General features: G+C 34.7%; 15 protein-coding genes. 13 read left to right on the plus strand and 2 right to left on the minus strand.

Annotation, left to right across the window (positions count from 1 at the left end; all coding sequences use genetic code 11):
• Positions 1-148 precede the first annotated feature (148 nt).
• The 13 genes from HNS38_RS00600 (at position 149) to HNS38_RS00660 (ending at position 18897) form a co-directional block, all read left to right on the plus strand.
• Positions 149-1879, plus strand: a complete 1731-nt coding sequence (locus HNS38_RS00600) for an ATP-binding protein (protein WP_172280889.1) — start codon at positions 149-151, stop codon at positions 1877-1879.
• Between the two features lie 257 nt (positions 1880-2136).
• The gene (locus HNS38_RS00605) at positions 2137-5082 is read left to right on the plus strand and encodes a DNA polymerase III subunit alpha (RefSeq protein WP_172280891.1); all 2946 of its coding nucleotides are present in this window, start codon (positions 2137-2139) and stop codon (positions 5080-5082) included.
• Positions 5083-5177: 95 nt separating this feature from the next.
• Positions 5178-5633 (plus strand): aspartyl protease family protein, encoded by a 456-nt coding sequence (locus HNS38_RS00610; protein WP_172280893.1) that lies wholly within the window; start codon positions 5178-5180, stop codon positions 5631-5633.
• 371 nt (positions 5634-6004) lie between these two features.
• Positions 6005-6877 (plus strand): endonuclease/exonuclease/phosphatase family protein, encoded by an 873-nt coding sequence (locus tag HNS38_RS00615; protein WP_172280895.1) that lies wholly within the window; start codon positions 6005-6007, stop codon positions 6875-6877.
• Entirely contained in the window at positions 6877-8898 is a 2022-nt protein-coding gene (uvrB, locus tag HNS38_RS00620; RefSeq protein WP_172280897.1) for an excinuclease ABC subunit UvrB, read from the plus strand. The genes HNS38_RS00615 and uvrB overlap by 1 nt, the downstream gene beginning before the upstream one ends.
• A 159-nt stretch (positions 8899-9057) precedes the next feature.
• Complete coding sequence (locus HNS38_RS00625; RefSeq protein WP_172280900.1) at positions 9058-9456, plus strand: response regulator transcription factor; 399 nt, start codon at positions 9058-9060, stop codon at positions 9454-9456.
• Positions 9457-9470: 14 nt separating this feature from the next.
• Positions 9471-10664, plus strand: a complete 1194-nt coding sequence (locus HNS38_RS20365; RefSeq protein ID WP_172280902.1) for a sugar transferase — start codon at positions 9471-9473, stop codon at positions 10662-10664.
• A gap of 96 nt (positions 10665-10760) precedes the next feature.
• Positions 10761-11561 (plus strand): TolC family protein, encoded by an 801-nt coding sequence (locus HNS38_RS00635; RefSeq protein ID WP_172345822.1) that lies wholly within the window; start codon positions 10761-10763, stop codon positions 11559-11561.
• On the plus strand, positions 11561-14137 hold the full coding sequence (locus HNS38_RS00640) for a LysM peptidoglycan-binding domain-containing protein (RefSeq protein WP_172280906.1): 2577 nt from the start codon (positions 11561-11563) through the stop codon (positions 14135-14137). Before HNS38_RS00635 ends, HNS38_RS00640 begins: the two co-directional genes overlap by 1 nt.
• A 50-nt stretch (positions 14138-14187) precedes the next feature.
• Entirely contained in the window at positions 14188-15534 is a 1347-nt protein-coding gene (locus HNS38_RS00645) for an oligosaccharide flippase family protein (RefSeq protein WP_172280909.1), read from the plus strand.
• A gap of 1 nt (position 15535) precedes the next feature.
• Positions 15536-17203, plus strand: a complete 1668-nt coding sequence (locus HNS38_RS00650) for a T9SS type A sorting domain-containing protein (RefSeq protein ID WP_172280912.1) — start codon at positions 15536-15538, stop codon at positions 17201-17203.
• 1 nt (position 17204) lies between these two features.
• Positions 17205-17360 carry a hypothetical protein gene (locus HNS38_RS00655; protein WP_172280914.1) on the plus strand — a complete coding sequence of 52 codons (156 nt, stop codon included), beginning with the start codon at positions 17205-17207 and terminating at the stop codon, positions 17358-17360.
• A gap of 25 nt (positions 17361-17385) precedes the next feature.
• Positions 17386-18897 (plus strand): O-antigen ligase, encoded by a 1512-nt coding sequence (locus HNS38_RS00660; RefSeq protein WP_172280916.1) that lies wholly within the window; start codon positions 17386-17388, stop codon positions 18895-18897.
• 19 nt (positions 18898-18916) lie between these two features.
• On the opposite strand, the gene HNS38_RS00665 is transcribed toward HNS38_RS00660, so the two are convergent.
• Together HNS38_RS00665 and HNS38_RS00670 are read right to left on the minus strand one after the other, a co-directional pair.
• Positions 18917-22714, minus strand: coding sequence for a T9SS type A sorting domain-containing protein (locus tag HNS38_RS00665; protein WP_172345823.1), 3798 nt, complete (start codon positions 22712-22714; stop codon positions 18917-18919).
• A 206-nt stretch (positions 22715-22920) separates the two neighbouring features.
• Entirely contained in the window at positions 22921-24222 is a 1302-nt protein-coding gene (locus tag HNS38_RS00670; protein WP_172345824.1) for a TAXI family TRAP transporter solute-binding subunit, read from the minus strand.
• Positions 24223-24440: the final 218 nt, after the last annotated feature.

Consider the following 24440-nt stretch of genomic DNA (forward strand, 5'->3'; position numbering starts at 1 on the left):
TAATTGTTATTACCCTTTTTTTTATAACAAGATTATGCATAAATAGCCCTTATTCTATTACAATATTTGTTATAAACAGCCTTTGTATTATAACAAAGTATATCGTATATTTGTGTTTTATTGTTGAATATGAGTGTGATATAAAGTGATGGAGTATATTAGGGAAATATCGAAGTATTTAGATGAATGGAGAGGGAGTAAATATAGAAAGCCTTTAGTGTTGCGAGGTGCGCGACAAGTTGGGAAAACAACACTCGTTCGGCAATTCTCTAAAAAGTTTAAATATAGTATCTTACTAAATTTAGAAACCACTATTGATTTGTCTTATTTTCAGGATTATAAGGGTGCAAAAGAGATTTTAGAAGTGTTATTGGCAAAGCATCAGATTCCTTCTGATGGAGTAAAAGATACCTTGCTGTTCATTGATGAAATACAGGAATCTCCTTTTGCAATACAATTACTTCGTTATTTCTATGAGTTTTTTCCTGATTTATGTGTTATTGCAGCTGGTTCTTTATTGGAATTTGCTGTTCGCAAGGTAAGGAGCATGCCTGTTGGAAGAGTTGAATACTTGTATATTTATCCTTTGAATTTCTCAGAATATCTACTAGCTAAAGGTGAGAAAGCAGCGTGGGAGGCTTTTAACGAGGTTCCTATTCGACCTGTGTTTCATCCTTATTTATTGGAATTATTTAAGCGATATGCCGTAATTGGAGGCTTACCAGAAACTGTGAAGTTGGATATTGAAAAGAATAATCTTTCCGATTTATCAAAAGTATATGAAAGCATCTGGCAATCTTATATTGAAGATGTAGAGAAGTATTCCACTAACCAAACTGATAGAGAAGTTATTTCATATATTATCCAAAATGCGCCTGTGTTTATTGATCAACGAGTGAAATTTCAAAACTTTGGTGGCTCTGAATATCGGTCTAGAGAAGTAAGGGCGGCATTTTCTAAGCTTGAAAAGGCTAAGGTGATTAGGCTCATTAGGCCGGTAACAGAGGTGGAGTTTCCAGCTCTACCGAATCTAAAAAAAACGCCTAGGCTTCAGTTTGTGGATTCTGGTTTGGTAAATGATGCTTTGGGAATTCAGACAGAACTTATGGGTTTTGACGATTTGAGTAATTCCTATAGAGGAGCTTTGATTCCCCATATAATCACTCAAGAATTGTTATCATTAAATGTGAGCAAAAATCGACAACCTAACTTCTGGGTTCGGGAGAAAAATCAATCTTCTGCAGAAGTTGATCTTATACATGCTTATAGAATGAAATTGATCCCGATTGAGATTAAATCTGGTCCAAAAGGAACACTGAAGTCCCTACATCAGTTTATTGACATGGCTTCACATATATATGCTGTACGGGTTTATGGAGGTAAATTTACCATTGAGGTTAATAAAACGGCAACTGGGAAAAAGTATTTGTTAATGAACTTACCTTATTATTTAGGTTCTAAAATTCCAGCGTATATTGCTTATTTTGTTGATAATTATAGGCTTAGTGATGATGAGAGCTCTGCTATATATGAGGAGTATGTTATTCCTCCTGCTTTGGTAAAAGAGGGTTATGTTAGCCCTTATAAATCAAAAAAGAGCATTTTTGAAGAAGACGAAACTTCGTTTGCAGAGATAAAGAATGAGGGAGTAATCGTTTGGCCTCCTGAGATTGATTCTAAAACTGACAAAGTAAAAACGATACTTTCTTTAGTGCTTCAGATTATTAGATCAGAAAATGGGATTCGAGCCAATATTCTTGCCCTCCGAATTGGGAAATCTATTGCGACTACTGAACGCTATATTAAGCTACTGAGAACTAATGGTCTAATTGAGTTTGTTGGCGCTCCCAAAATAGGTGGATATTACCTTATGGATTAAATCGGTCTTATCTTTTTATTCCACAAAAGACTCGAAAAAGTCCCAAAAGACACGAAGAAAAAGGTGTTCCATTCTTCACCACTTTGTGTTTTTTGTGATTCCTTGGTGGAACTTCGTGTAACAGTTTCTACATTGACTTGTTAGACAAACTTATACGAAATATAGAAGATAATTTTATTGATTTTGGAATAAAAAATAGCAAACACATCTCTGATTGATTATATTGTAATCTGAAAAATGATTAAAATATAGCCAAAATGTATTTAAATGTTCATAGCTATTATAGTATGCGATATGGTACCATTCCTGTGGAGGCTTTGGTGCGTAAGGCTAAAGCTATGGGGCTACCGAAATTGGTTCTGACGGATATTAATAATACAACAGGAATTCTCGATTTTGTAAAGTTAACAAAGGAGGAGGGTATTCAGCCAGTGGGTGGTGTGGATGTGAGAAATGGGGATTCGAGTTTATATATTTTGATAGCAAAAAATAATAGCGGTTTTTTTGAGATCAATCACTTTTTAAGTGAACATCATCTTGCTAAATCCGAATATCCCGTTGAGGCGCCTTCTTTTAAAGAAGTATTTGTGATTTATCCTCTAGAGGCTTGCCCCAAACGAGAACTGATGGAGTATGAACGAGTGGGGATTCGGCCTAGGCAGTTGTTGTCTTTATTTACTCACGAGCTGTCTCGTTATGCTGCTCATCTCGTCATCCTTCAATCGGTCAGCTTTCAGAATGCTAAATATTACGAGCTTCATCAGCATTTACGGGCTATTCAGCATAATGTCCTCTTCTCTCGCCTTCAAGACAGCTTTTTAGGTCACGCTGAGGATTTGTTTGTGAGTCGCGAATACCTTCAGAAGAAATATGAGCAACATCAGCAGATTATAGTAAACACGGAGCGTTTGTTGGCTTTATGTCATCTTGATTTCGACTTCTCCACCATTAAAAATAAAGCCACTTTTACCGGAGACAAAGAGGACGATCGTATCTTTCTAGAGAAGCTCAGCCTCGATGGTTTTAAGTATCGCTATCCAAATGCAGGCATGAAAGTTCAAAAACGATTGAAGCATGAATTAAAAATTATTCATGAGCTGGGTTTTTCGGCTTATTTCCTCATTACCTGGGATGTGATTCGCTATTCCATGGCCAGAGGATTCTATCATGTGGGACGTGGGAGTGGAGCCAATAGTTTGGTAGCTTATTGTTTGAAAATCACAGATGTGGATCCCATTGAACTGGATTTGTATTTCGAACGTTTTTTAAATCCCAAGAGAACTTCTCCTCCCGATTTTGATATCGATTATTCCTGGAAAGAGCGCGACGAGGTGATTGATTATATTTTTAAAAGATATGGGCGAGAGCATACAGCTTTGCTAGGAACCATCACTACCTTTAAAGGGAAATCCATTTATAGAGAACTGGGAAAAGTTTATGGTTTGCCTAAGGAAGAAATAGACAGGTTGGTGAAATATCCTGAACAGGAATTGAATAAAAATGAAATCACTTCGAAGATTGCTTCTATCGCTAAATTAATGATGGGATATCCCAATATGAGAAGCATTCATGCGGGAGGAATATTGATTAGTGAAGAGCCTATCAATAATTTTGGAGCTTTGGACTTGCCACCTAAAAACTTTCCAACCATCCAGTGGGATATGTATGTGGCCGAAAGCATGGGCTTTGAAAAGTTGGACATTTTAAGTCAGCGCGGGATTGGGCATATTAAAGAAGCTGTCGATATTATTCTGGAAAATCAGAAGAGGGTGGTGGATGTACATGCCATTCAGGAATTCAAACAGGATCCTGCCATTATGGAGACCCTAAGAAAGGGGGAGACCATTGGCTGTTTTTATGTGGAAAGCCCGGCCATGCGGCAGTTATTGAAAAAACTCAAATGCAGCGACTATTTAACTTTGGTAGCTGCCAGTTCTATCATTAGACCGGGTGTGGCGCGTTCGGGAATGATGAAGGAATATATTCAACGCTTTCACAAGCCCGATGGTTTTGAATATCTACATCCGGTGATGAAGGAGCAATTAGAGGAAACCTATGGAGTGATGGTGTATCAGGAGGATGTATTGAAGGTTTGTCATCATTTTGCAGGTTTAGATATGGCCGATGCCGATGTTTTGAGGAGGGCCATGAGTGGAAAATATCGTAGTAAGAAAGAATTCCAGAAGATTATAGATAAGTTCTTTAGCAATTGTGCCAAACGAGGATATTCGGAGAGTTTGACCAAAGAGGTTTGGCGACAGATTGAGTCTTTTGCAGGTTATTCATTTTCAAAGGCACATTCGGCATCGTATGCCGTAGAGAGTTATCAGAGTTTATTTCTCAAAAGTCATTATCCATTGGAGTTTATCACTGCGGTAATTAATAATTTTGGTGGCTTTTATTCTTCTTGGCTCTATTTTAATGAAGCTCGTGTTTTAGGTGCTGAGTTGGAGTTGCCATGTGCAAATAATAGTCGCTATAAAACACGTTTGCAAGGGAAGACCATTTATGTGGGTTTTATTCATGTACAGGGTTTGGAGCGCAAGTTGGCTTTTGAGTTGGAGCGCAATAGAGAAGAATTTGGTCCTTACCAAGATTTAGCGGATTTTGTGGGACGGGTTCATGTGGGAATTGAGATGATTGTGCTGCTGATAAGGGTTGGAGCTTTCCGATTTACCAAAAAAATTAAAGCAGAACTGCTGTGGGAGGTACATATGCTATTGGGCAAAAAGCAGCCCAGAAACCAAATAGAAAGTCTGTTTAAACCTGCTGTAAATCATTATCGCTTGCCACAATTCACCCACGAAAATGTAGAGGATGCCTACGATGAAATTGAGCTCATCGGTTTTCCTTTGACCATGTCTTTCTTCGATTTGCTGCAGACCAATTACCGAGGAGTTGTGAAATCCCCGGACTTGTCCAGCTATCTTGGTCAAAAAATACGAATGCTTGGACAGCTAGTCACCATAAAATATGTGAAGACCATTAAACAAGAATATATGAATTTTGGAACTTTCCTCGATTTTGAGGGACGATTTTTCGATACCGTACATTTTCCTAATTCCTTGAAATTCTATCCATTTAGAGGCGATGGTATGTATCTGATTCTAGGAAAGGTGGTTCAGGAATTTGGTTTTGCCAGCATAGAAGTGGAAAAGATGGCCAAGATGCCTTTAACATCAGATCCTCGGGCGGTAGATTAATTCAGCTTTTTTAAGAATAAATTGGGCAGGAGAGAAAGAAACAAGTATGTATATTTGTGCATCATGAAAATGATTAAATAAAATACGATAAACCAATGACAACAAAGATTCCCTTAGAATTAATAGACTTAAATGGTGATGGCTTTCATTTAGCTATGACTGTAGAAGTGAATGGAGTGAAATTGAGGATGATATTAGATACTGGCGCATCCCGAACCGTATTTGATGTGAATAGGATAGATAGTTTTGTTCAGAACCCAGAAATGGAGCTTAACGAGCAATTAAGTACGGGATTGGGAACTAACGATATGCAGAGCAATATCCTTCAAATAGATTCCTTTGTGATTGGTGAGCTGAGGATTCAAGAGTATTCAACTGTAGCCATCGATATGGTTCATATCAATCAAACTTATGAGATTTTGGAAATGCCATTGATTGATGGAGTATTAGGAAGTGATATTTTGCATGAATTTCAAGCCAAGATAGATTATAAGACCAAAGAATTGACTTTGAAATTCCATAAGAGAAAGTATCCACCTCTTCAGCATTAATGAAGGCTCGATTATTAGGGTAGTCATCAAATGTTGACCAAGCCTAAGAAAGAAGTTAAGTTTTATAGCCGAGTGGTAAATAGGAGCATATAGGTTTAGCAATTTACACTAAGGTTTTTTATATTTGTGCAATGGCAAAAAAGGTTCAAAAGTCACAATTTAGGTTTCGGCCCATTTTGTGGGTTAATTATGTTTTCATAGTCTTGTTGCTGCTGACCAACTTAAGTACAGTGGTGGCACCTGATCTGTTTTGGCCCATTTCTATTCTGGGACTCAGTTTTCCCGTATTACTTATTTTTAACTTCTTGTTTTTCATCCTCTGGCTTTTGCTTTGGAAGCGCTATATGTTCTATTCGCTTTTAGTCATGCTTATGAGCTATGCCCTTGTTTTAGATCATTTTCAGTTTTTCAATGAAAGTACAATTGCCGATTCAAAAGCCTCCTCTTTTGCGATCCTCTCCTTTAATGCTCGAAACTTGAGTAATAATAACTTAAGCGTTGGTGATAAGTCGATTAGAAATGAAATAGCTGGATATGTAGAAAGTCAGAATGCAGATTTGATTTGCTTTCAAGAATTTCAATCTTACCCAACCAAAGGCGTAAATTCTGTTGAAGATTATAAGAAAAAGCTTCAAAGACCTCATGTTTTTAGTGCTCCATATCTGAAGAAAAACAATCATCAGTTTTTAGACCTTTTGGTGATGTACTCTAAGTATACCATCAAGAACTCGAAGACTTTTTATATGGATGGAAAGATTTATGGATTTTATGTGGATCTTGAAATTGAGAATGAGATGATTCGACTGTTTAACCTTCATTTGGAATCTAATCATTTCAACAAAAATGATTATGATATCTTTAGCGATAAGGAAGTGAATTTAAATCAGAAAAAAAGAAACCAAGTGGTATTATTAGTTCAGAAGTTGAAGAAATACAGTGTAAAAAGATCCTATCAAGCTCGAACCATAAGAACAGAAATAGAAGATAGCCCTTATCCTGTAATTGTTGCTGGTGATTTTAATGATACACCAGCATCCTATATCTATCATCATATTCGACAAGATTTGTTAGATGCTTTTAAGCTAAAAGGGAGCGGTTACTCCAATACGTATAATGGTAATCTTCCACCCATGCGAATTGACTTTATGCTTTTCGATCCACAAATGAAAATACATGATTATCAGGTTTTGAAACCTGATTTATCCGATCACTATCCAATACTCACTCATTTTACTATTCAATAATGGAATTTAAACTAACCGCTGCATTTAAACCCACAGGAGATCAACCTGAAGCCATTAAACAATTGACCAAGGGAGTGATAGACGAAGAGCCCTATCAGGTTTTATTGGGAGTTACAGGATCTGGAAAAACTTATACTGTTGCCAATGTCATTCAAAATTTGAATAGACCAACCTTAATTTTATCACATAATAAAACTTTGGCGGCTCAGTTATATTCAGAGTTTAAGCAATTCTTTCCTGAAAATGCAGTGGAATATTTTGTGAGTTATTACGATTATTATCAGCCAGAGGCTTTTTTGCCCACTACCAATACGTATATAGAAAAAGATTTGAGTATTAACGATGAAATTGAAAAGCTAAGATTGAGTACCACCAGTTCTTTATTGAGTGGCAGACGAGATGTTATCGTAGTAAGTTCTGTATCTTGTATTTATGGTTTGGGGAATCCCGAAGATTTTACAAGTAATGTGATTGAATTAAGAGTTGGAGATATCATAAATAGAGATGCTTTTTTGAGGAGGTTAGTGGATAGTCTTTACTCTAGAAGTGAGGTGGCTTTCGAGAGAAGTAATTTTCGAGTAAAAGGGGATACGGTTGATGTTTTTCCGGCATATGCCGATAGAGCCTACCGTATTAGCTTTTGGGGCGATGAGATTGAAGGTTTGGAAATTATTGATCCTATAAGTGGTTATTCAGAACAAAAGCTTGATGAATTGACTATTTATCCAGCGACCATTTTTGTCACCACAAAAGATAAACTCAACGATTCTATAAAAAACATACAGCTAGATTTGGGTAAGCAGATGAGCTTCTTTCAAGAAAACGGTAGTGGACTTGAGGCCAAAAGACTAGAGGATAGAGTAAGTTATGATGTGGAGATGCTAAAGGAATTAGGCTATTGTTCAGGAATAGAGAACTATTCTCGTTATTTTGATGGCAGGAAACCTGGTTCAAGACCATTTTGTTTACTCGATTATTTTCCAGATGATTATTTAATGGTGATTGATGAATCTCATGTGACTATTCCCCAGCTGAGAGCCATGTATGGAGGAGACAGATCGAGAAAGCAAACCCTTGTGGAATATGGTTTTCGTTTACCAAGCGCTATGGACAATAGACCATTGAAGTTCGACGAGTTTGAGAGTTTGGTGAATCAGATGATTTATGTGAGTGCTACGCCAGCAGATTATGAACTGCAACAATCAGAGGGTGTTATTGTGGAGCAATTGATTCGTCCTACGGGTTTATTAGACCCTCCTATAGAGATTCGCCCAAGTATGAATCAGATTGATGATTTGCTAGACGAGATTGATAGCATTGTAAAAAAGAATGAGCGAGTTTTGGTCACAACTTTAACCAAGCGAATGGCTGAGGAGCTCACCAAATACTTGTTAAACCTAAATATCCCAACCTCCTATATTCACTCCGATGTGGATACTTTAGAACGAGTGGAGATTATGCAAATGCTAAGAAGAGGAGATATTGATGTATTGGTAGGAGTGAACCTTTTGAGAGAAGGGTTGGACTTGCCGGAAGTGTCTCTCGTAGCCATCCTAGATGCTGATAAAGAAGGGTTTTTAAGATCGGAACGTTCCTTAACTCAAACAGCAGGTAGAGCAGCTAGAAATGTGAATTCAAAGGTAATCATGTATGCTGATAAAATAACCGAGAGCATGCGGAAAACCATAGAGGAGACTGAGCGCAGGAGAGAGGTTCAGGTAGCCTATAATACCAAGCACGGAATTATTCCAACTCAAATTATTAAGCCATTGGAAAATGCTTTAGGTAATGTGATGGGTAAGAACTCAGGACCCAATCCGTATTTCGAATCAAATCTAAAAAGTGGAATAGCAGCCGATCCTGTAATAGAATATATGTCAAAAGATCAATTGAAAAAAGCAATAGCCAAAATCCAAAAAGAAATGAAGAAAGTGGTGAAGGATTTGGATTTCGTGGAAGCTGCTCGTTTGAGAGATGAAATGATGGTATTAGAAGAAAAGTTAAAAAAAACTGGAGGTTAAGTATAAAAAATTAATGTGTTTACCAAGGATATTTGGCGTAAATTGGCCATCAAATAATCCTTGGAAAACTGGAAAAAAAAAGATATATTTGTAATAGACATCAGCAATAATCTAGGAGAATAGAGCTTTTGCTAACAATTATTATAAAAACAATTGGGGATGAAAAACAGAATAATTGCAATAGACGATGAGCAAAGCATCCGCTTTATTATCGAGAATACTTTCAAAAAAGACTTTGATATTTCTACTTTTAAGAACGGAGAAGAAGCGCTAGTTTCCATGCAGACAGGTGAGATTCCAGATTTAATCATTTGTGATATTGAGATGCCAGTTATGAATGGTTTCGAATTTATCAAACAAGTAAGAGCCAGTGGCTTTTTTGATGATATACCTTTGCTCATGCTTAGTGGAAAAGAAAACAGTGCCGATAGAATTAATTGTTTTGATTCGGGCGCTGATGATTATATCATTAAGCCATTTAATCCGAAAGAATTACTGGCACGAGTTAAAAGAAGGATGAAGACTATAGATGTACATACCTCAAGAAAAGGTCATTAATAACAACCAAAAACATGACTGAAACTGATAAAAACAAAGGTAGGTTGCTCTATATAGGTAGAAATTCCGAAACCATAGAATATTTACAATTACAACCAGAGGTCACTTTAATTATTAAAGAGAATGGCCTTGCTGCAATTAATTGGATTAATAATAATATTGATGAGTTTGATAGCCTTGATGCTATTTTCTGTTCACTCAATATTAAAGGAATGAATGCTTATGGTTTGCATAATCACATGCTATTTCATAATCTACTTAATAAAATTCCTTTTATTGTTATTGCGAGTAAATTTGAATTTCAGAGTCGAGAAGAGGCTTATGAATCAGGTGTAGATGATTATTATGCCATGCCGTTAGATATTGAAAGCCTGAAAATGCGTATCCGCTTTCTAAAAAAGTTTAAAGCATCTCACGATAAGATTAAGCAAGAGATTGCTTTGAAAGATTTTGAGACCCACCCTTATAAGACTCCTTTCATAAAGAGAAGCTTTGATGTGATTATGAGTGGAGGAGCCATTTTAGCGCTATCTCCTTTGTTAATTGGAGCCATGATAGCTATCAGATTGGAATCAAAAGGGAAAGTGTTTTATGCAAGTAAACGAGTCGGTGCAAATTTCCATGAGTTTGATTTTTATAAATTCCGATCTATGTATCCTGATGCAGACCAGAGATTAAAAGATGTTGCACATCTTAATCAATATAAAGAGGAGGATGTTGGAGATGAGTGTCCGAGGTGTAAATCCTTGCCTGCAGGGGTATTTTGTTCTCCAGTATTGAAGATGGATGACGGGTCGAATCTTTGTGAATATTTCTATTTGAAGCAAAAGAATGCCAAGGCAGCATTCTTGAAAATTGAAAACGATCCAAGAATTACAAAAGTAGGTAAGTTCATCAGGAACACAAGTATAGATGAGTTACCTCAACTGATTAACATCCTCAAAGGCGATATGTCGGTTGTTGGAAACAGACCATTACCAGTTGGTGAAGCAAATGCTATCACCAAGTCGAAATGGGCAAGGAGATTTAAGGCCGCAGCAGGTTTAACTGGGTTGTGGCAAGTAGAGTTAAGAGGTAACGATGGAGTTATGTCAGAAGAGGAGCGTTTTGAGTTAGATAATACCTATGCTGAGAACAATTCATTCTGGGGCGATATCAACCTTATTTTTAGAACCTTTAAAATCTTCATACAGCGCGGTAGTGTTTAATTAACATTGGCTTTTTAATAAGTAGAAGCTAATGAATTGATAGGTATAAATACAATGTGTAGATTTGTTAGGAAGGAATTTAAAACATAGTTATCCATGGAATATTCTAATATATCATCATACATCAAAGGCATTCTGAAAATCGGAATGCTTTATGTTTGTTTACTCCCCTTAGTTTTATTAGGTCAAGGAACTGGTGAAGCTGTAAACTTAGGTGAAGATGGTATTAATCCATTGACAGATGATATCACAAAAAAAATACCAACTTTAGAGGTGTTGATTGATTCGGCAATCTATAATTCTCATAAGTTAAAGTACTGGGATAAAGAAATTTCAATATCGGAATATGAACTGAAATCCACAAAAAGAGAATGGTCTAATTTTGTTTATTTGAATGGTGAGGTTAAAGAGGGGAGTTGGACAAGTTTGGTTTTTATTGAAGATCAGTTGGGGAATGAAGTAGGAACTTTAGGAACTACAAATCAAACTAGATATTCTGTTGGGGTATCCATGAGACTTCCAGTTTATAATGTTTTAGATTATGGAAACAGAGCGAAATTGGCTAAGATGAAGATTGAAAGTAATATGGAGAAAAAGCTTGACGATCAAAAAACAATTCGTGCAGAAGTGATTAATTTATACAATGAGCTTATTATTCAGCAGAATATGCTGAAATTAGATATTGATAATATTGACTTTTCAACCTTAACATCAGAAATGGCTCAAAGGGAATTTCAAGATGGAAAGATAAGTTTGGCTGATATGTCACGAGTTCAAGATAATCTGGCAAGAGCTAGATATCGCTACGTAAGAACAAAAATTGGATTTATAAATGCATATGTCATGTTGCAAGAGATAACAGGCATAAAGTTTGCAGAACTAAATAACTGGGAATAATGACTATTATTCAATTTCTTAAATTACTAAAGAAGAATATATTAATTCTTTTGATGGTGCCAACAATTTTGGCTTCATTGGTGTTTTATGCAACAAGAAATGAGGTCAAAAACTATTCTTCCAATGCAACTGTATATACTGGAGTTGGTAGTGGTTTATCAATTGATAATCCGAATTCATCTCGATTGGATTATTTTGGTTCAAAGATGGAATTTGATAATATACTTAATTTATTTAAAGCCAGAGAAACACAAAAGGACGTACTGATTCGCTTATTTGCACAAGGGTTAATCCTAGATTCTTGGGATCCTCAATTTATCTCACGAGTAAATTACAAGAAACTTCATGATAAAACCCCTCAGTATATTAAAGATTTGGTTAGGAAAAATCATGATACGGCAAGTATAAAAATAAACAATGCACCTCTAGTGATGATCGATACAAGCTTGTATGAAAATAAGAGTGTTGCGTATAAGAACTTATATTATAGTGTTGAACAAGGGGATGACTTACTCTCTGTTTCTGAAAGTCATTCTGTTCTGGTTAGTGAATTAATGGATTGGAATAGACTCACTAAAGTTAAACTTGATGTGGGACAAAGAATTATTGTTGAGAAAACCCCCATGCTAATTTTTGAAGATAGAACAGGGGTAATGGATACAACTAAATTATTTATTCCTGATACTTCCTTTTTTATTAGAGCAAATATTGATGAAGTTGAATTTGAAGCAAGTGTTCAACGTTTAAAAGATTATGGGGAGCAAAATGACACCAATTATATTTACAAGCTATTGAATTATACACATCCATTTTATAGTTATAAGGCTATGAAAGGGGTTACCGTTAAGCGAATACAAGGTAGTGGATTGGTAGAAGTGGGTTTTAAAACAAGTGATCCTGGTTTATGTCAGCAGACCATTATGTTGTTAATCAATGCTTTTGAAAATAATTATAGTTTATTATTTGAGAATCAAAGTGACCATATCATCTCTTATTTTGAGAAAAGGGTTGCTGAATCTTCTGCTAATCTTCAAGCAGCTGAAAATAGGCTATTATTGTTCAATCAGGATAATAATATTATCAATTATTACGAGCAAACACGTCATATCTCTGAACAAAAAGAGCAATTAGATTCTAGGTATTATGATGTAAAGATGAAATTTACTGCTGCTGATTCAGTACTTCGGCAATTAGAAAAACAACTTGAATCTCAGCGGGGTGTTTCAATGTATAATGCTAAATTATTAGAGTACAGAAATCGATTATCAGAAATAACTTATCAAATTGCCATAAATGAGTTAAATGATTCCAAAGATCCAAAAGCTGTTTCTGCCATTAAAGATTTGCAAGCAGAATCATCTGATCTAAAGCATAAGATTAAAGAGGATATTAATTCTGTTTTTGGATTACAGTTTTCTCCAGAAGGAGTTAAAAGTGATGATATTCTAACTAATTGGTTATTGAAAACCATAGAGTATGAGGAAAGTAAAGCTAAATTGGCAGCATTATATGAAAGGAAAAAAGAGTTCCAGAAAACCTATGAAACCTTTGCACCACTGGGTGCCCAGCTTTCAAGAATAGAAAGAGAGATAGATGTTTATGAGCAGCAATACCTTTCATTATTACATAGTCTAAATCAAGCTAAACTAAAGCAACAGAACTTAGCATTTAAGAGTAATATTAAAATAGTAGATCCTCCATATTTTCCTTTAAACCCTGAAGGATCTAAAAGAAAACTATTTATTGTCGCGGCTGGTTTGGTTGGTTTTATCATGGTATTGTTTTCTATTTTAGTTTTGGAGTATTTCGATGATACTGTGAAAACCCCAAAAAGAGCTTCCAAGCTCACTGGTTTGCCATTATTCAGTGCATATCCCAAAATAGTTAAGAAAAAGAAGGGGATTAATTATGAGTATATCCAAAACCGACTTTTAGAATTAGGAGCTCAGAATCTGATTAAAATAAAGGATGAACATAGCCTAAATGATAAAGTAGGACCAATAAAGATAGTTCTGTTTAGTACATTGATGACAGATGGAAAATCATTAATTGCGGATAGGTTTTCTGAGGTTTTACGAGAGTTTGATTATACAGTACTTAATTTAAACTATCATTTACCTACTTATCAAGCTGAATTTATTCATAAGACAAGTGAGAATGAGTTAAACAAGACTTATAAAGTTGGAAAAGGGTTCTTTGGCGTAAAATCATTTTCTGAATTAATAGAGCATGTAGAATTTGAAAACAGTAATCTTGATCATTCAAAATTAGATTATATTATTTTAGAACTTCCATCAATTATTAATCATGCCTACTCGCCTGAACTGGTTAGAGATGCTGATATTGGGTTGATGCTTGTAAGAGCAAATAGAACTTGGCAAGGAGCCGATGTAAATGCTTTGGAATCGATACGAGAATTCTTGAAAATTAAACCCTATGTATTTTTAAATGGTGCAAATCCAGAATTCCTACAAGATTTAATAGGGGAGATTCCTCGTAAGCGTTCAAGAATTAGACGAATGCTAAAAAAAGCAATTAGATTGCAGTTTTTCGAAAGAAATCAAATAAAAAAGTAGATCCAATATACTGTAGATGGATTATTGATTATCATAAGTAAATATAAACCATGAAGAACAAAATAATTAAAATACTCAAGGAGAAAAATGTTCAATCATTAGCAGGGAATATGCTAACAGCTGGTTTTGGGTTTTTAAATTTTGTGATTTTGGCAAGAACTTTTGATAAAGATATTTTTGGAGAATGGGTATTGTATCTTACAGGAGCTGCTTTTGTTGAGATGTTTCGTTTTGGGATTACCAGAACAGCATTAATACGTTTTTTAGCAGGAGCAAAAGAAGAAGATCAAAAACAGTTAATTGGTTCTAACTGGTTGATTGGTTTAGTAGTAAGTGTGTTTATTGCCATCGTTTTATATGCTTTACTTTTAATATTTCCAGAGAGAATAGAAAGTTCAGGTTTTGTTCTCTTTTTTCAATGGTATCCTATATTGGCCTTTTTGAATCTACCCTTTAATAATGCACTAACCATACTTCAAGCTCGTCAGCAATTTGATAAAATATTCGTGGTCAGGTTTTTAAATTCAGGATTGTTTTTCTTTGGCTTATTAGTGAATTTCCTTTGGTTACATAAAGGTTTGCTAGAAGTTATCTGGTTCCATTTAATTATTTCATTTGTAGTTTCATTAGTCACGGTCTTATTGAATTGGGATGGGATTCTTAATATATTTCATGCAACTAAAGAAAAAAATAAAACCATTCTCAATTTTGGAAAATATACAACTATAACCCTAATAGGGACTAATTTGCTAAAGAGCGCCGATACCTTCATTATCGCTTTAAGTCCACTAGGTGTTACTGCAGTTGCGCTGTATTCTATCCCATTAAAGCTTACAGAATTACTACAGATTCCTCTAAGGAGCTTTGTGGCTACGGCTTTTCCTAAAATGTCGAAAGCAAGTATTGAAGGAGATTTAAAGATGGTGAGGTATTATTTTTATAGTTATAGTGGATCTATTACGATTTTATTTATACCGGTAACAATAATTACTTTTTTCTTTTCTGATTTCTTCGTGTTGTTGCTAGGTGGTGAGAAGTATTTGGGAATAGACCCCGTAACTGGGGCTAGTGCTAGCTTGATATTTAAAGTTTTTGCTATTTATGGGATGTTGTTACCCATTGATAGACTAACTGGTGTTGGTTTGGATAGTATCAATAAACCAAAAAAGAATTTTTATAAAATCATTTTTATGGTAGTGGCCAATATCATAGGGGATTTAATTGCGGTATTTGTATTTGAATCTTTGTTAGCGGTTGCGGTCGTTACGATTATATTTACATTAATAGGCTTGATAATTGGATATTACTATCTCCATAAAGAAATTGATTTAAAGTTTAGGTTGATCTTTATCGAAGGGTGGAAAGTCTATTCCAATAAAATAAAGGAGTTATTATAATATGAGATTATTAAAGCAATATATATTTCTAATTCTAATCATTTTTTCTAGCGTATTAACTGCTCAGAAGACCATTAATTGCGATTATATAATTGAGGTAGATGATGTTTCAATAACAAATCATACTGCTAATCCTGGTGATACTATGTGTTTGATGGCGGGAGTAAGGCCTCAATTGTATATGAAAAATATTGAAGGTACAGCGGATGAACCAATTGTTATCATTAATTATGGTGGTGTGGTAAACATTGAAACAGAACTATCTTATGGACTAAAGTTTGCATTTTGCAGATATATTAAGCTGACAGGAACAGGTGACTCTAATGAGGAATATGGAATTCAAATTGATACAGTAGCTTTAGGAAATGGTATAGATATAGGCTTTCAATCTTCTGATTTTGAAGTTGAAAATGTGGAGGTTCAGAAGACAAAGTATGTTGGAATCATGGCAAAAACCGATCCTGATTGTACTTTTTCTGCTGTTCGAGATAGCTTTACCATGTATAATGTAAATATTCATGATAATTATCTACATCATATAGGTACTGAAGGTATGTATATTGGTAATTCATTCTTTTTAGGACATAGTCTTTCTGCCTGTGATACTGTTGTTTTACCGCATATTATTGAAGGGGTAAAAGTTTATAATAATATTGTGCATAATACTGGTTGGGATGGAATACAAGTAGGATGTGCATTATACAATTGCGATATCTATAATAATGATGTTTATCTGGATTCACAAGAGGAGCAAACTTATCAGATGAGTGGAATAATCGTAAATACGGGTAGTTCTTGTGATGTACATGATAATATCATTATTGATGGAAAAGGGACTGGAATATTTAATCAAGGTACTGGGGGACAATATTTCTTTAATAATCTAATTGTAAATGCTGGAAGGGATTATTTTCCAGAAGATCAGATTTTGAAACAGCAATTTGGGATTTTCTCTAAATACCAATATATCCTTCCACCAGATTCTAACTTTTACTTTTTTAATAATACAATTATAAATCCCAAGAGTGATGGAATTAGATTCTATAATGCTAATAGCGATCATAATGTGTTTTCAAATAATATTATATTAAATCCAGGAGCTTTTGATTACTATACTGAAAATGGTTCTGTAAATAATACAGGTGCCGATTCTTATATTCATAATTATCTTGATTGCACAATTATTGATACCAGTAATAATATTTTTGAAAGATCATCTAAAGATCAATATTTTGTAGATACAACAGAGTACAATTATCGATTAACCAATAACTCTCCAGCTGTTAATATTGGAGATGATGTTGCCTCATATGATGTGTTTTGGGATTTAGATGGTAATGTAAGGCCATATAATAATGCTGCTGATATTGGAGCTTACGAATATCAGTCCTCAAGCACAAGTGCTTTGAATGAGGAAAGTCATTTGCTTTTTAATATCATCCCAAATCCTTCTGACCATTTTATTCAAATAGAAATACCTATAGGTTTTTCATCAGAATGTCATATTGAAATATTGAATATTAAGGGAGAGAGAATGTATTTGGATTCAATGGTGAGTGATGATAAACGAATTATAGACATTGATATCAGTAAGCTCTCAGAAGATATGTATTTCATTCGTTTAATAGATGGGAAGAAAGTTGTTGTTGAGAAATTTATAAAGAATTAGTATGATTACTTGGCCTATTTTCCTTGCTTTGATTTTATCTGTTGCTGCTGTTTATTTCCAGATTAAAAGGGAGGATGAGCAAGCCGTAAAAGAACAAGCTGAGGAGGATGAGCGATTATCAAAAAATGAAAATGAGAATGAAGATGAGGAATTGTAATTTTCGTTCAAAGAATTAATAATACATGGGTAATCCATTTCTTAAAAATACAGGAGCTTCAAAGCTCGAGCATCCAATAGCAATTCTGCTAGTGATACTTATTTCTGTTCTAATTGGGAATGTTCTTGCTAAAAAGGGAATTACAATGATGGGAATGCTCATTGTCTTGCCTTTCATCGCTGTCTACCTTGAGAGAGTTTTTCATACTCCTAAAATTGCATTATTTACCATTCAAATTGCAGGTTACTTTATTGTTGGAATATATCGCTACACTGGGCCGGGAATTCCTTTTGGGCTTAGCGCGGATGGCTTATTTGTTCTGGCATTAGTGGCTATTATTTTTAAAAACTTCTATGAAAGAGTTGATTGGACTCCTTTATTGAAAGATATTTCGCTTTTAGGAGCAGTGTGGATGGGGTGGATATTTTTCGAAATTGTAAATCCTGAGGCTGTTAGTTTTCAAGCTTGGTTCTATACAATGCGAGGAATTGCTTTCTACTTTTTTATAGGTATTCCAATGGTTCTCCTTTTATTAAGAGAGCCAAGAGATTTAGAAATCTATTTCTATATATGGGGAGCTTTTACCATTTTAGTTACATTGAAAGGAGCTATGCAGCTCATTATAGGATTAGATCCTTTTGAGCAGAAGTGGATGGATGCTGGTGCTTATGAGACTCACTTACTGTTTGGTAAACTTCGTGTTTTTTCATTTTTAAGTGATGCAGGGCAGTTTGGAGCCTCTCAGGCTCAAGCTCTAGTGATGGGTGGAATTATTGCTTATGAAACTAAAAACTTTAAAAAGAGGATTTTTTTTGGTACAGTAGCTTTGTTCGGGCTTTATGGGATGTTGGTGTCTGGTACAAGAGGAGCCATTGCGATTCCTGCACTTGGTTTTTTTACTTATTTAATATTAACTAAGAACACCAAACTAATTGCATTAGGTCTCTTTGCAGGCATTATGCTCTATGTTTTCTTTGCGCATACCTCTATTGCTCAATCTAATTATCAGGTAGCAAGAATGAGAACAGCTTTTCACCCTGATGAGGATCCTTCATTTATTGTTCGTTTAGAAAATCAGAAGATATTAAAGAATTATCTGTCGACTAGGCCAATTGGCGGAGGAGTTGGGCATGCAGGAACTAGAGCATTAAAATACGTTCCTAATGGATTTTTAGCAAATGTAGCTACCGACAGTTGGTATGTACTAATATGGGCAGAGAATGGAGCTGTTGGTTTATTATTGCACTTCTTTATTCTCTTCTATATTGTTTTTAAAGGAGGCTTTTATATAATGTTCCGCACGAAAGACCATGAGTTAAAAGCACGGATGATGGCAATTCATGGTTGTATAATGGGTGTTCTTTTGGCTAATTATGGTAATGCAGTAATGGGGCAGTTTCCTACTTCTATAAATATCTATTACGGTATGGCCTTTCTATTTATGATTCCTCACTTTGATAAAGTGATATTGGAAGGTAGAAAAAATGGAATGGACCTTTTAAAAGTGTTTCCATCATCAATTGAAAAAACTACATAGTCCATTCCGCTCTTTATTATTACTGAACCTCAATCTTATCCATCATCAATATTCTATTTCCGCTAATGAGTTCTAAAATATAAACTCCTGAACCTATATTTGAGGTGCGTAAGTCTATATTTAACTCGTCCAGCTCATGCATCTTTCCTAAATTCTCCAATAAAACTATTTGCCCATACATATTAGTGAGTTTTAATTGAACAGCATCCTCTGTTTTTGTTTGTGACAATATATTGAATTGATGATTTGAAATGGGGTTTGGGTAAATACTGAAATCAGAATGGGTCAGGTCCATTTCTAAGTCTTCAATATTTGTGAATTCCATTTCTTTCATCACATTAAGTTCTAAATTAAGGTTGATTAAACCAGTTGCTAGATTAGTATTGAATTCGCTGTTAAACTCAGGTGTAATATTTAATATCTCCACATCTGAGTCTATATTAATAGAAAGGTTATACTGTGGGAGATTAGCTGGTATTTCTGAGAAATCTAAATAGATATAGGCAATATTGCCATCTAGAATGAAATTTAGTTCAGTTCCTTCTCGCACCATTAAATAGTCTAAAACATCCTCCATGTCAGCGAACCAAATATTGTCCAAGCCATTTTTTCCATATTTATTGGCTATATCATTCATATAAAACTCAAAAGTTGGCCAAATTAAACTTCCTCCAGTTACTTGGTTTCTTATTCTATGTGTAAATTCTGAATACCAGATATGATTATTCTCATTGGTACTATTTGCAATTTGGTCTATTCTTTCCGAGATATTTGAGATGTCATAATTGTCATCGTTTAAAAATCGACGATAGATTTGCAATTGATGAGTATTGAAAGTTTCATCAATATCAATCCCTGAAGGATAGCCACTAAATTCTACTTTATTACTATAAACAGCTAACATGCCATTATTGAATGCCACATCTGAATAAGCTAAATCACCGCTAGGAATCACAAAATGACGCATTTCAATCCCTGTTTTGCTGAATACGTAGTTATTATTTTCTTCAACTTGAAACTGATGATCTGTTTCGCCCCAAGCCGCATGGGAGTAACTGTGATTATAGATATTCCATCCTGCATTATTAACTTCAGTAATTTCTGCCCATGTCATATAATCTGGTGTGTTGATATGTAAATCTGTAAAAGATGAGTTTACTGAGTTTAGGTCAATTCCCGCTGTGAAATTGATGTCATTTCCGCAGCCATCAGTATAATAAAGGCCTTCACTTTGGGTATCAACTTCCTCTATATAGCCTCCATTAAAAAGCTTGAAGCCATAATCATATCCATCATATTTCCCATCGTCTAGAGTTAGACTATAAGCAAAGTTTTTATTATATTTTAAAGCAGCTTTGTTAATGTCTAATGATGTTGGTATTCCTGCGAATTCAACAATAATTCTAGAATATCCACTCCAGTCATTATCATAGACTTTAAAACTTATGGTATCAGAAAGAGCTATTAAACTATCGGTGTCCATAGTTTCTATAGAGATGTTATATAGACCTTCATTATTAAAAGTGAGAAGGAAATCATTAGCAGGACCACTAACAGTTTGTTCCAATTGTCCATCCACGTATATAGAAGTTTGACTAATTGAAACAGCATTCGGATCTGGCTCAAATAGCTCTGCAAATACTTTTCCACCGTCACCTGTACCATCATGGGCATTATCATTTTTTTGCTCGTTAAACCAAATGAACTCATCAGCTCCACCCACAAATTTAATACTCTTGATGCCAATATTGAAAGCGCCAGCATCGGCACTATAGGGAAGTTCTATAAAAGAAAGATCCTCAAAATTAATAGCAGCATCAAAATCAGCAAGAGGGATTTTAATAGTCGTCCAATCTTCTGGATATTCGTTTAAATACCGGTCTAGTGTAAGTAAACCTATAGCTGCGGGTCTTATTCTTATTCTGTTCCATAATATGTTGGACGAGAAGGCTTTTAAGGTGATTTCTAAAGTGTCGTTTCCACCAGCAATTACATTGGCATGGCCAGAATAGATATATTGATCGTCATAACCCAGTTTCAATTTTCTATAGCCAGTTTCAGTATTCCAGATTTTTAAATAAGTGATTGATTCTAAGTCGATTCCTGTGTACTGAGGAATGATATGTATCACTTCATTGATGAGGCCTGAATCCAAACTATTAGGTGAGACAATTTCGATTTGGACAGGAGAAATAGGGTTTGCAGGTGCTTCAATGTGAATTTGATGTACTGCCGTTTCTGCTCCCTGGCCATTGAATAAATAGGCTTTGGCATGTATTGAATGATAGCCAGTGTCCTCAATGGAATATTCCATTTTGAAAGGGCTAAATAAATCTTCAGCAATCAAAATTTCATTATGATAGAATTCTACTTTTTCAAGTGTTTCCTCTGTAATGTTTGATTCAACAAGGTTAGCAAGCAGTTGTCCACCGCCACCAAGGCCATCGTGTTTATTGTCAGTTTTTGATTCTCCAAACCATAAAAATGATTCTGTTCCTCCTGTAAATTCCATTTTTTGAATATCAATATCAAAAAAGCCTGCATCGGCACTATATGGAAACTCGAAAATCTGTAATCTACTAAAATCAATAGAAGATGTGAAATCCTCCAAAGGAATACTAATGGTTACCCATTCGTCATTTATTCCTCCTACCGATGTTGCATAATCTGATAAGTTTAGCACACCCTGTGCTGATGGTCTAATTCTAATTTTTGACCAATTATTAAATCCATTTTGTGCTCTTAATGTGATCTCCAAATGGGTATTTCCAGAAGCAATAACGTTTTGTGCAGGACCATATACATTGGTATTATCATAACCCATTTTAAGTTTTCTATAGCCAGTATTTGTATTACTAACTCTTAAATAGGTAGGTTCGTTTAAAGTGGCTCCATCTGTTTGAACTAATAGTTGGAAACTCTCTTGTGCTTCAAATTCAGAATAATCAATAGGTTGAAGCAAATAACAACTTAAATCTGGAGGGGCTAAATATTGTAAATAAATGGTTTCAATATCAGAAAAGGAAAAACTGCCGTCATTAAAACAAGCTTTGGCTTGAATATTTTGCCATCCTGTATCTTGTATGTCGAGTGTGAACTGGAAAGGAATACTCTCGTCGTTATCTATTAATTGATTATTTACATAAACTTCTACTTTTTCCACATTATTATCAACTGGAACAGCAGGAATAACGTTAGCATCCATTTGATATGCTGCACCTGAACCATCATGAAAATTATTGGTTTTATCATCGCCAAACCATAAATATGGATTTGTTCCTCCAGTAAATTCTACTTTGCTGATATAAAGCTCAAAGGCTCCAGCATCAGCACTGTAAGGAAATTCCATATAGGAGATGGAGCTGAAATCAATAGCATCATCAAAATCAGCTAAAGGTATTGTAATGGTTTTCCACTCATCTCCAATTCCATCAACTTCATTTACATAGGAAGCCAAAACTAGAGAACCTGAAGCTTCTGGCCTCAGTTTCATTTTTGACCAATTGATATTCCCATTTGGATCTTTTAATGTGATTTTTAGTTCATAGTTTCCTCCATAAATTACATTGATCTTTGGGTTGTAAATGGAAGTGGCATTATTAGAGAATTTTAACTTTCTATAGCCTGTTTCGTTATTGATAACTCTAAGGTAAGCAGGCTCTCCTTCCACTACACCTTCCACATTTACTTGTAGGTTTAATAGGGCAGGAGCAAAAAGCTCATTGGTAGACTCCTCAAATTGAAGTTCTAGGTTTTGAGAATACGACAAGAATGGACATAGAAGCAGTAGATAAAATGCGAATAATAAGTTTCTCATTGATTTTAGGTTTTTGGGAATTACAAAAGTAAAATAATTGTTAAAAGAAAACTATCCAATAGCCCATGCATTATTTAAGTGTTGACTTTCAATTCGTAAGCGTATAGTTGGAATAATAGGAAACTGAAAAAATCTTAAAATGAAGCTATATTCTATAATGAAATGAATAGAATATTTTGAGTTTGTGGTGTTATTTTCAAAATGAATTATTCTAATTCTTCTTGTTTGCGATAAATTCTTTTCAGGCTATCCTCTTGAATTCTGAGAAAGATATTAAAACTTTCATCGGCAATAAGCTTTTCATCTATTAAATTTTTAAAGGCCTCATCTCTGATTTTGAAAATCTTAATTACCAACTCCTGAAGTTTATCCTTTGAATTTGAATTTTTTATTTCAATATCTAAGTCTATAATCTTTTGATAATAAACATCAATTCTGTTTTTCTTCTTGAGTTTTGACCAATTATTTAATGAACGAAGGGAGCCACTAAAAATAACCAATAAAGTAATGATTAGGGCTATTACTTCAGCGTACTTTACCAAAAAACTTGGTTTTGATCGATCTAAATACATGTTCACGCCATCATGCAAAGGAAAGCGTAAATTGCTGTGGTTAAACTCTTCATGAATGATGTTGAATATTGGGTTTTCAGTGATGATTAAAGCTTTGTTTTGAACTATAGATTCCATCATATTATAGACCAAATCCTCGTCTAAACCGACTCGGCATATCAGAACTCCAAATGTGCTAATGGTTAGAATGGGTTCTGTTGGAGTATTGACATAGGTGTCTTTTGGGATGATAAAAGGGAAAAGGGTATTGTTTCTTAGGTTGATACCATTTACAGAGCTTCCTCCTATCGCGATATTTGAAGGATTTCCTAAGGAGAAAATATCCAATTCTGGATTTCTCATCATTGAAACTATTCGAGGGTTATTATAAGAGGTTACAGAGCAACTAATATCAATAGTTTCCCCAACCATGTTCTCATTGTATTTTGTGTATACTGGTGTGTAATCCCCTTCTTGAAGACCATAATAGCTCAAAAGCTCTTCAACAAACCAAGCCGTTCCTCCATCTTTTGGTCCCAATCCGACTTTTTTTCCTCTAAATAATTCAACTATATTTTGATGAGCATCCGCTTTTTGGTAGATGATAAAAAGATTATGAGTGTAAAGTGGTAGTACGGTTCTGATATTGCGGTTTAGCTCATCTTTAGAATATCCTAAATCTTCGTAATCAAGGGTATTTTGGATGATAGCAAAATCAGCTTTGTTTTCCATGAGCAGTTTTACATTCCCAAGACTTCCAACTGCTGTACTATCAAATCTGAAATTAATTCCAATGTCGTTTTTTAGTTCTTTAACGATTAATTCACCTGCTTGAAAGTTAGAAGTACCTTTGTTTAAGGCAGCTATCACTAGGCTTTTTTTGTCATTATTGCATGAGCTGAAAAATACCGTTAAAAATGTAATGGCAGTAAATAATATTAGTTTGTTATATTTCATCTTAATTGAAAAGGAATAATACTTAATTTATAGGTGTAGTCTTTTTTGAATGTAAATATAGTAATAATGTAAGAGGGAAAGGAGGATATTTGGTTAAGGTTTTTTTGGGATAATTTGCCCATGAAAACGACCTTCCCATCAAACCTCAATTTTTTTCAGACTTTGGTCTAGCCCCCTATTAATCGGACTATTTTAATTTAGGTTCAAATATATGTGTT

The organism is Lentimicrobium sp. L6 (assembly GCF_013166655.1).
GTDB lineage: Bacteria > Bacteroidota > Bacteroidia > Bacteroidales > UBA12170 > UBA12170.

What these genes read in the sequence shown, in the direction of transcription:
- HNS38_RS00600 (WP_172280889.1), top strand. Translation starts at nt 149, where the DNA reads ATGGAGTATATTAGGGAAATATCGAAGTATTTAGATGAATGGAGAGGG.
- HNS38_RS00640 (WP_172280906.1), top strand. Translation starts at nt 11,561, where the DNA reads ATGACTATTATTCAATTTCTTAAATTACTAAAGAAGAATATATTAATT.
- HNS38_RS20365 (WP_172280902.1), top strand. Translation starts at nt 9,471, where the DNA reads ATGACTGAAACTGATAAAAACAAAGGTAGGTTGCTCTATATAGGTAGA.
- HNS38_RS00665 (WP_172345823.1), bottom strand. Translation starts at nt 22,714, where the DNA reads ATGAGAAACTTATTATTCGCATTTTATCTACTGCTTCTATGTCCATTC.
- HNS38_RS00655 (WP_172280914.1), top strand. Translation starts at nt 17,205, where the DNA reads ATGATTACTTGGCCTATTTTCCTTGCTTTGATTTTATCTGTTGCTGCT.
- HNS38_RS00605 (WP_172280891.1), top strand. Translation starts at nt 2,137, where the DNA reads ATGTATTTAAATGTTCATAGCTATTATAGTATGCGATATGGTACCATT.
- HNS38_RS00645 (WP_172280909.1), top strand. Translation starts at nt 14,188, where the DNA reads ATGAAGAACAAAATAATTAAAATACTCAAGGAGAAAAATGTTCAATCA.
- HNS38_RS00670 (WP_172345824.1), bottom strand. Translation starts at nt 24,222, where the DNA reads ATGAAATATAACAAACTAATATTATTTACTGCCATTACATTTTTAACG.
- HNS38_RS00615 (WP_172280895.1), top strand. Translation starts at nt 6,005, where the DNA reads ATGAGCTATGCCCTTGTTTTAGATCATTTTCAGTTTTTCAATGAAAGT.
- HNS38_RS00650 (WP_172280912.1), top strand. Translation starts at nt 15,536, where the DNA reads ATGAGATTATTAAAGCAATATATATTTCTAATTCTAATCATTTTTTCT.
- HNS38_RS00660 (WP_172280916.1), top strand. Translation starts at nt 17,386, where the DNA reads ATGGGTAATCCATTTCTTAAAAATACAGGAGCTTCAAAGCTCGAGCAT.
- HNS38_RS00635 (WP_172345822.1), top strand. Translation starts at nt 10,761, where the DNA reads ATGGAATATTCTAATATATCATCATACATCAAAGGCATTCTGAAAATC.
- HNS38_RS00610 (WP_172280893.1), top strand. Translation starts at nt 5,178, where the DNA reads ATGACAACAAAGATTCCCTTAGAATTAATAGACTTAAATGGTGATGGC.
- HNS38_RS00625 (WP_172280900.1), top strand. Translation starts at nt 9,058, where the DNA reads ATGAAAAACAGAATAATTGCAATAGACGATGAGCAAAGCATCCGCTTT.
- uvrB (WP_172280897.1), top strand. Translation starts at nt 6,877, where the DNA reads ATGGAATTTAAACTAACCGCTGCATTTAAACCCACAGGAGATCAACCT.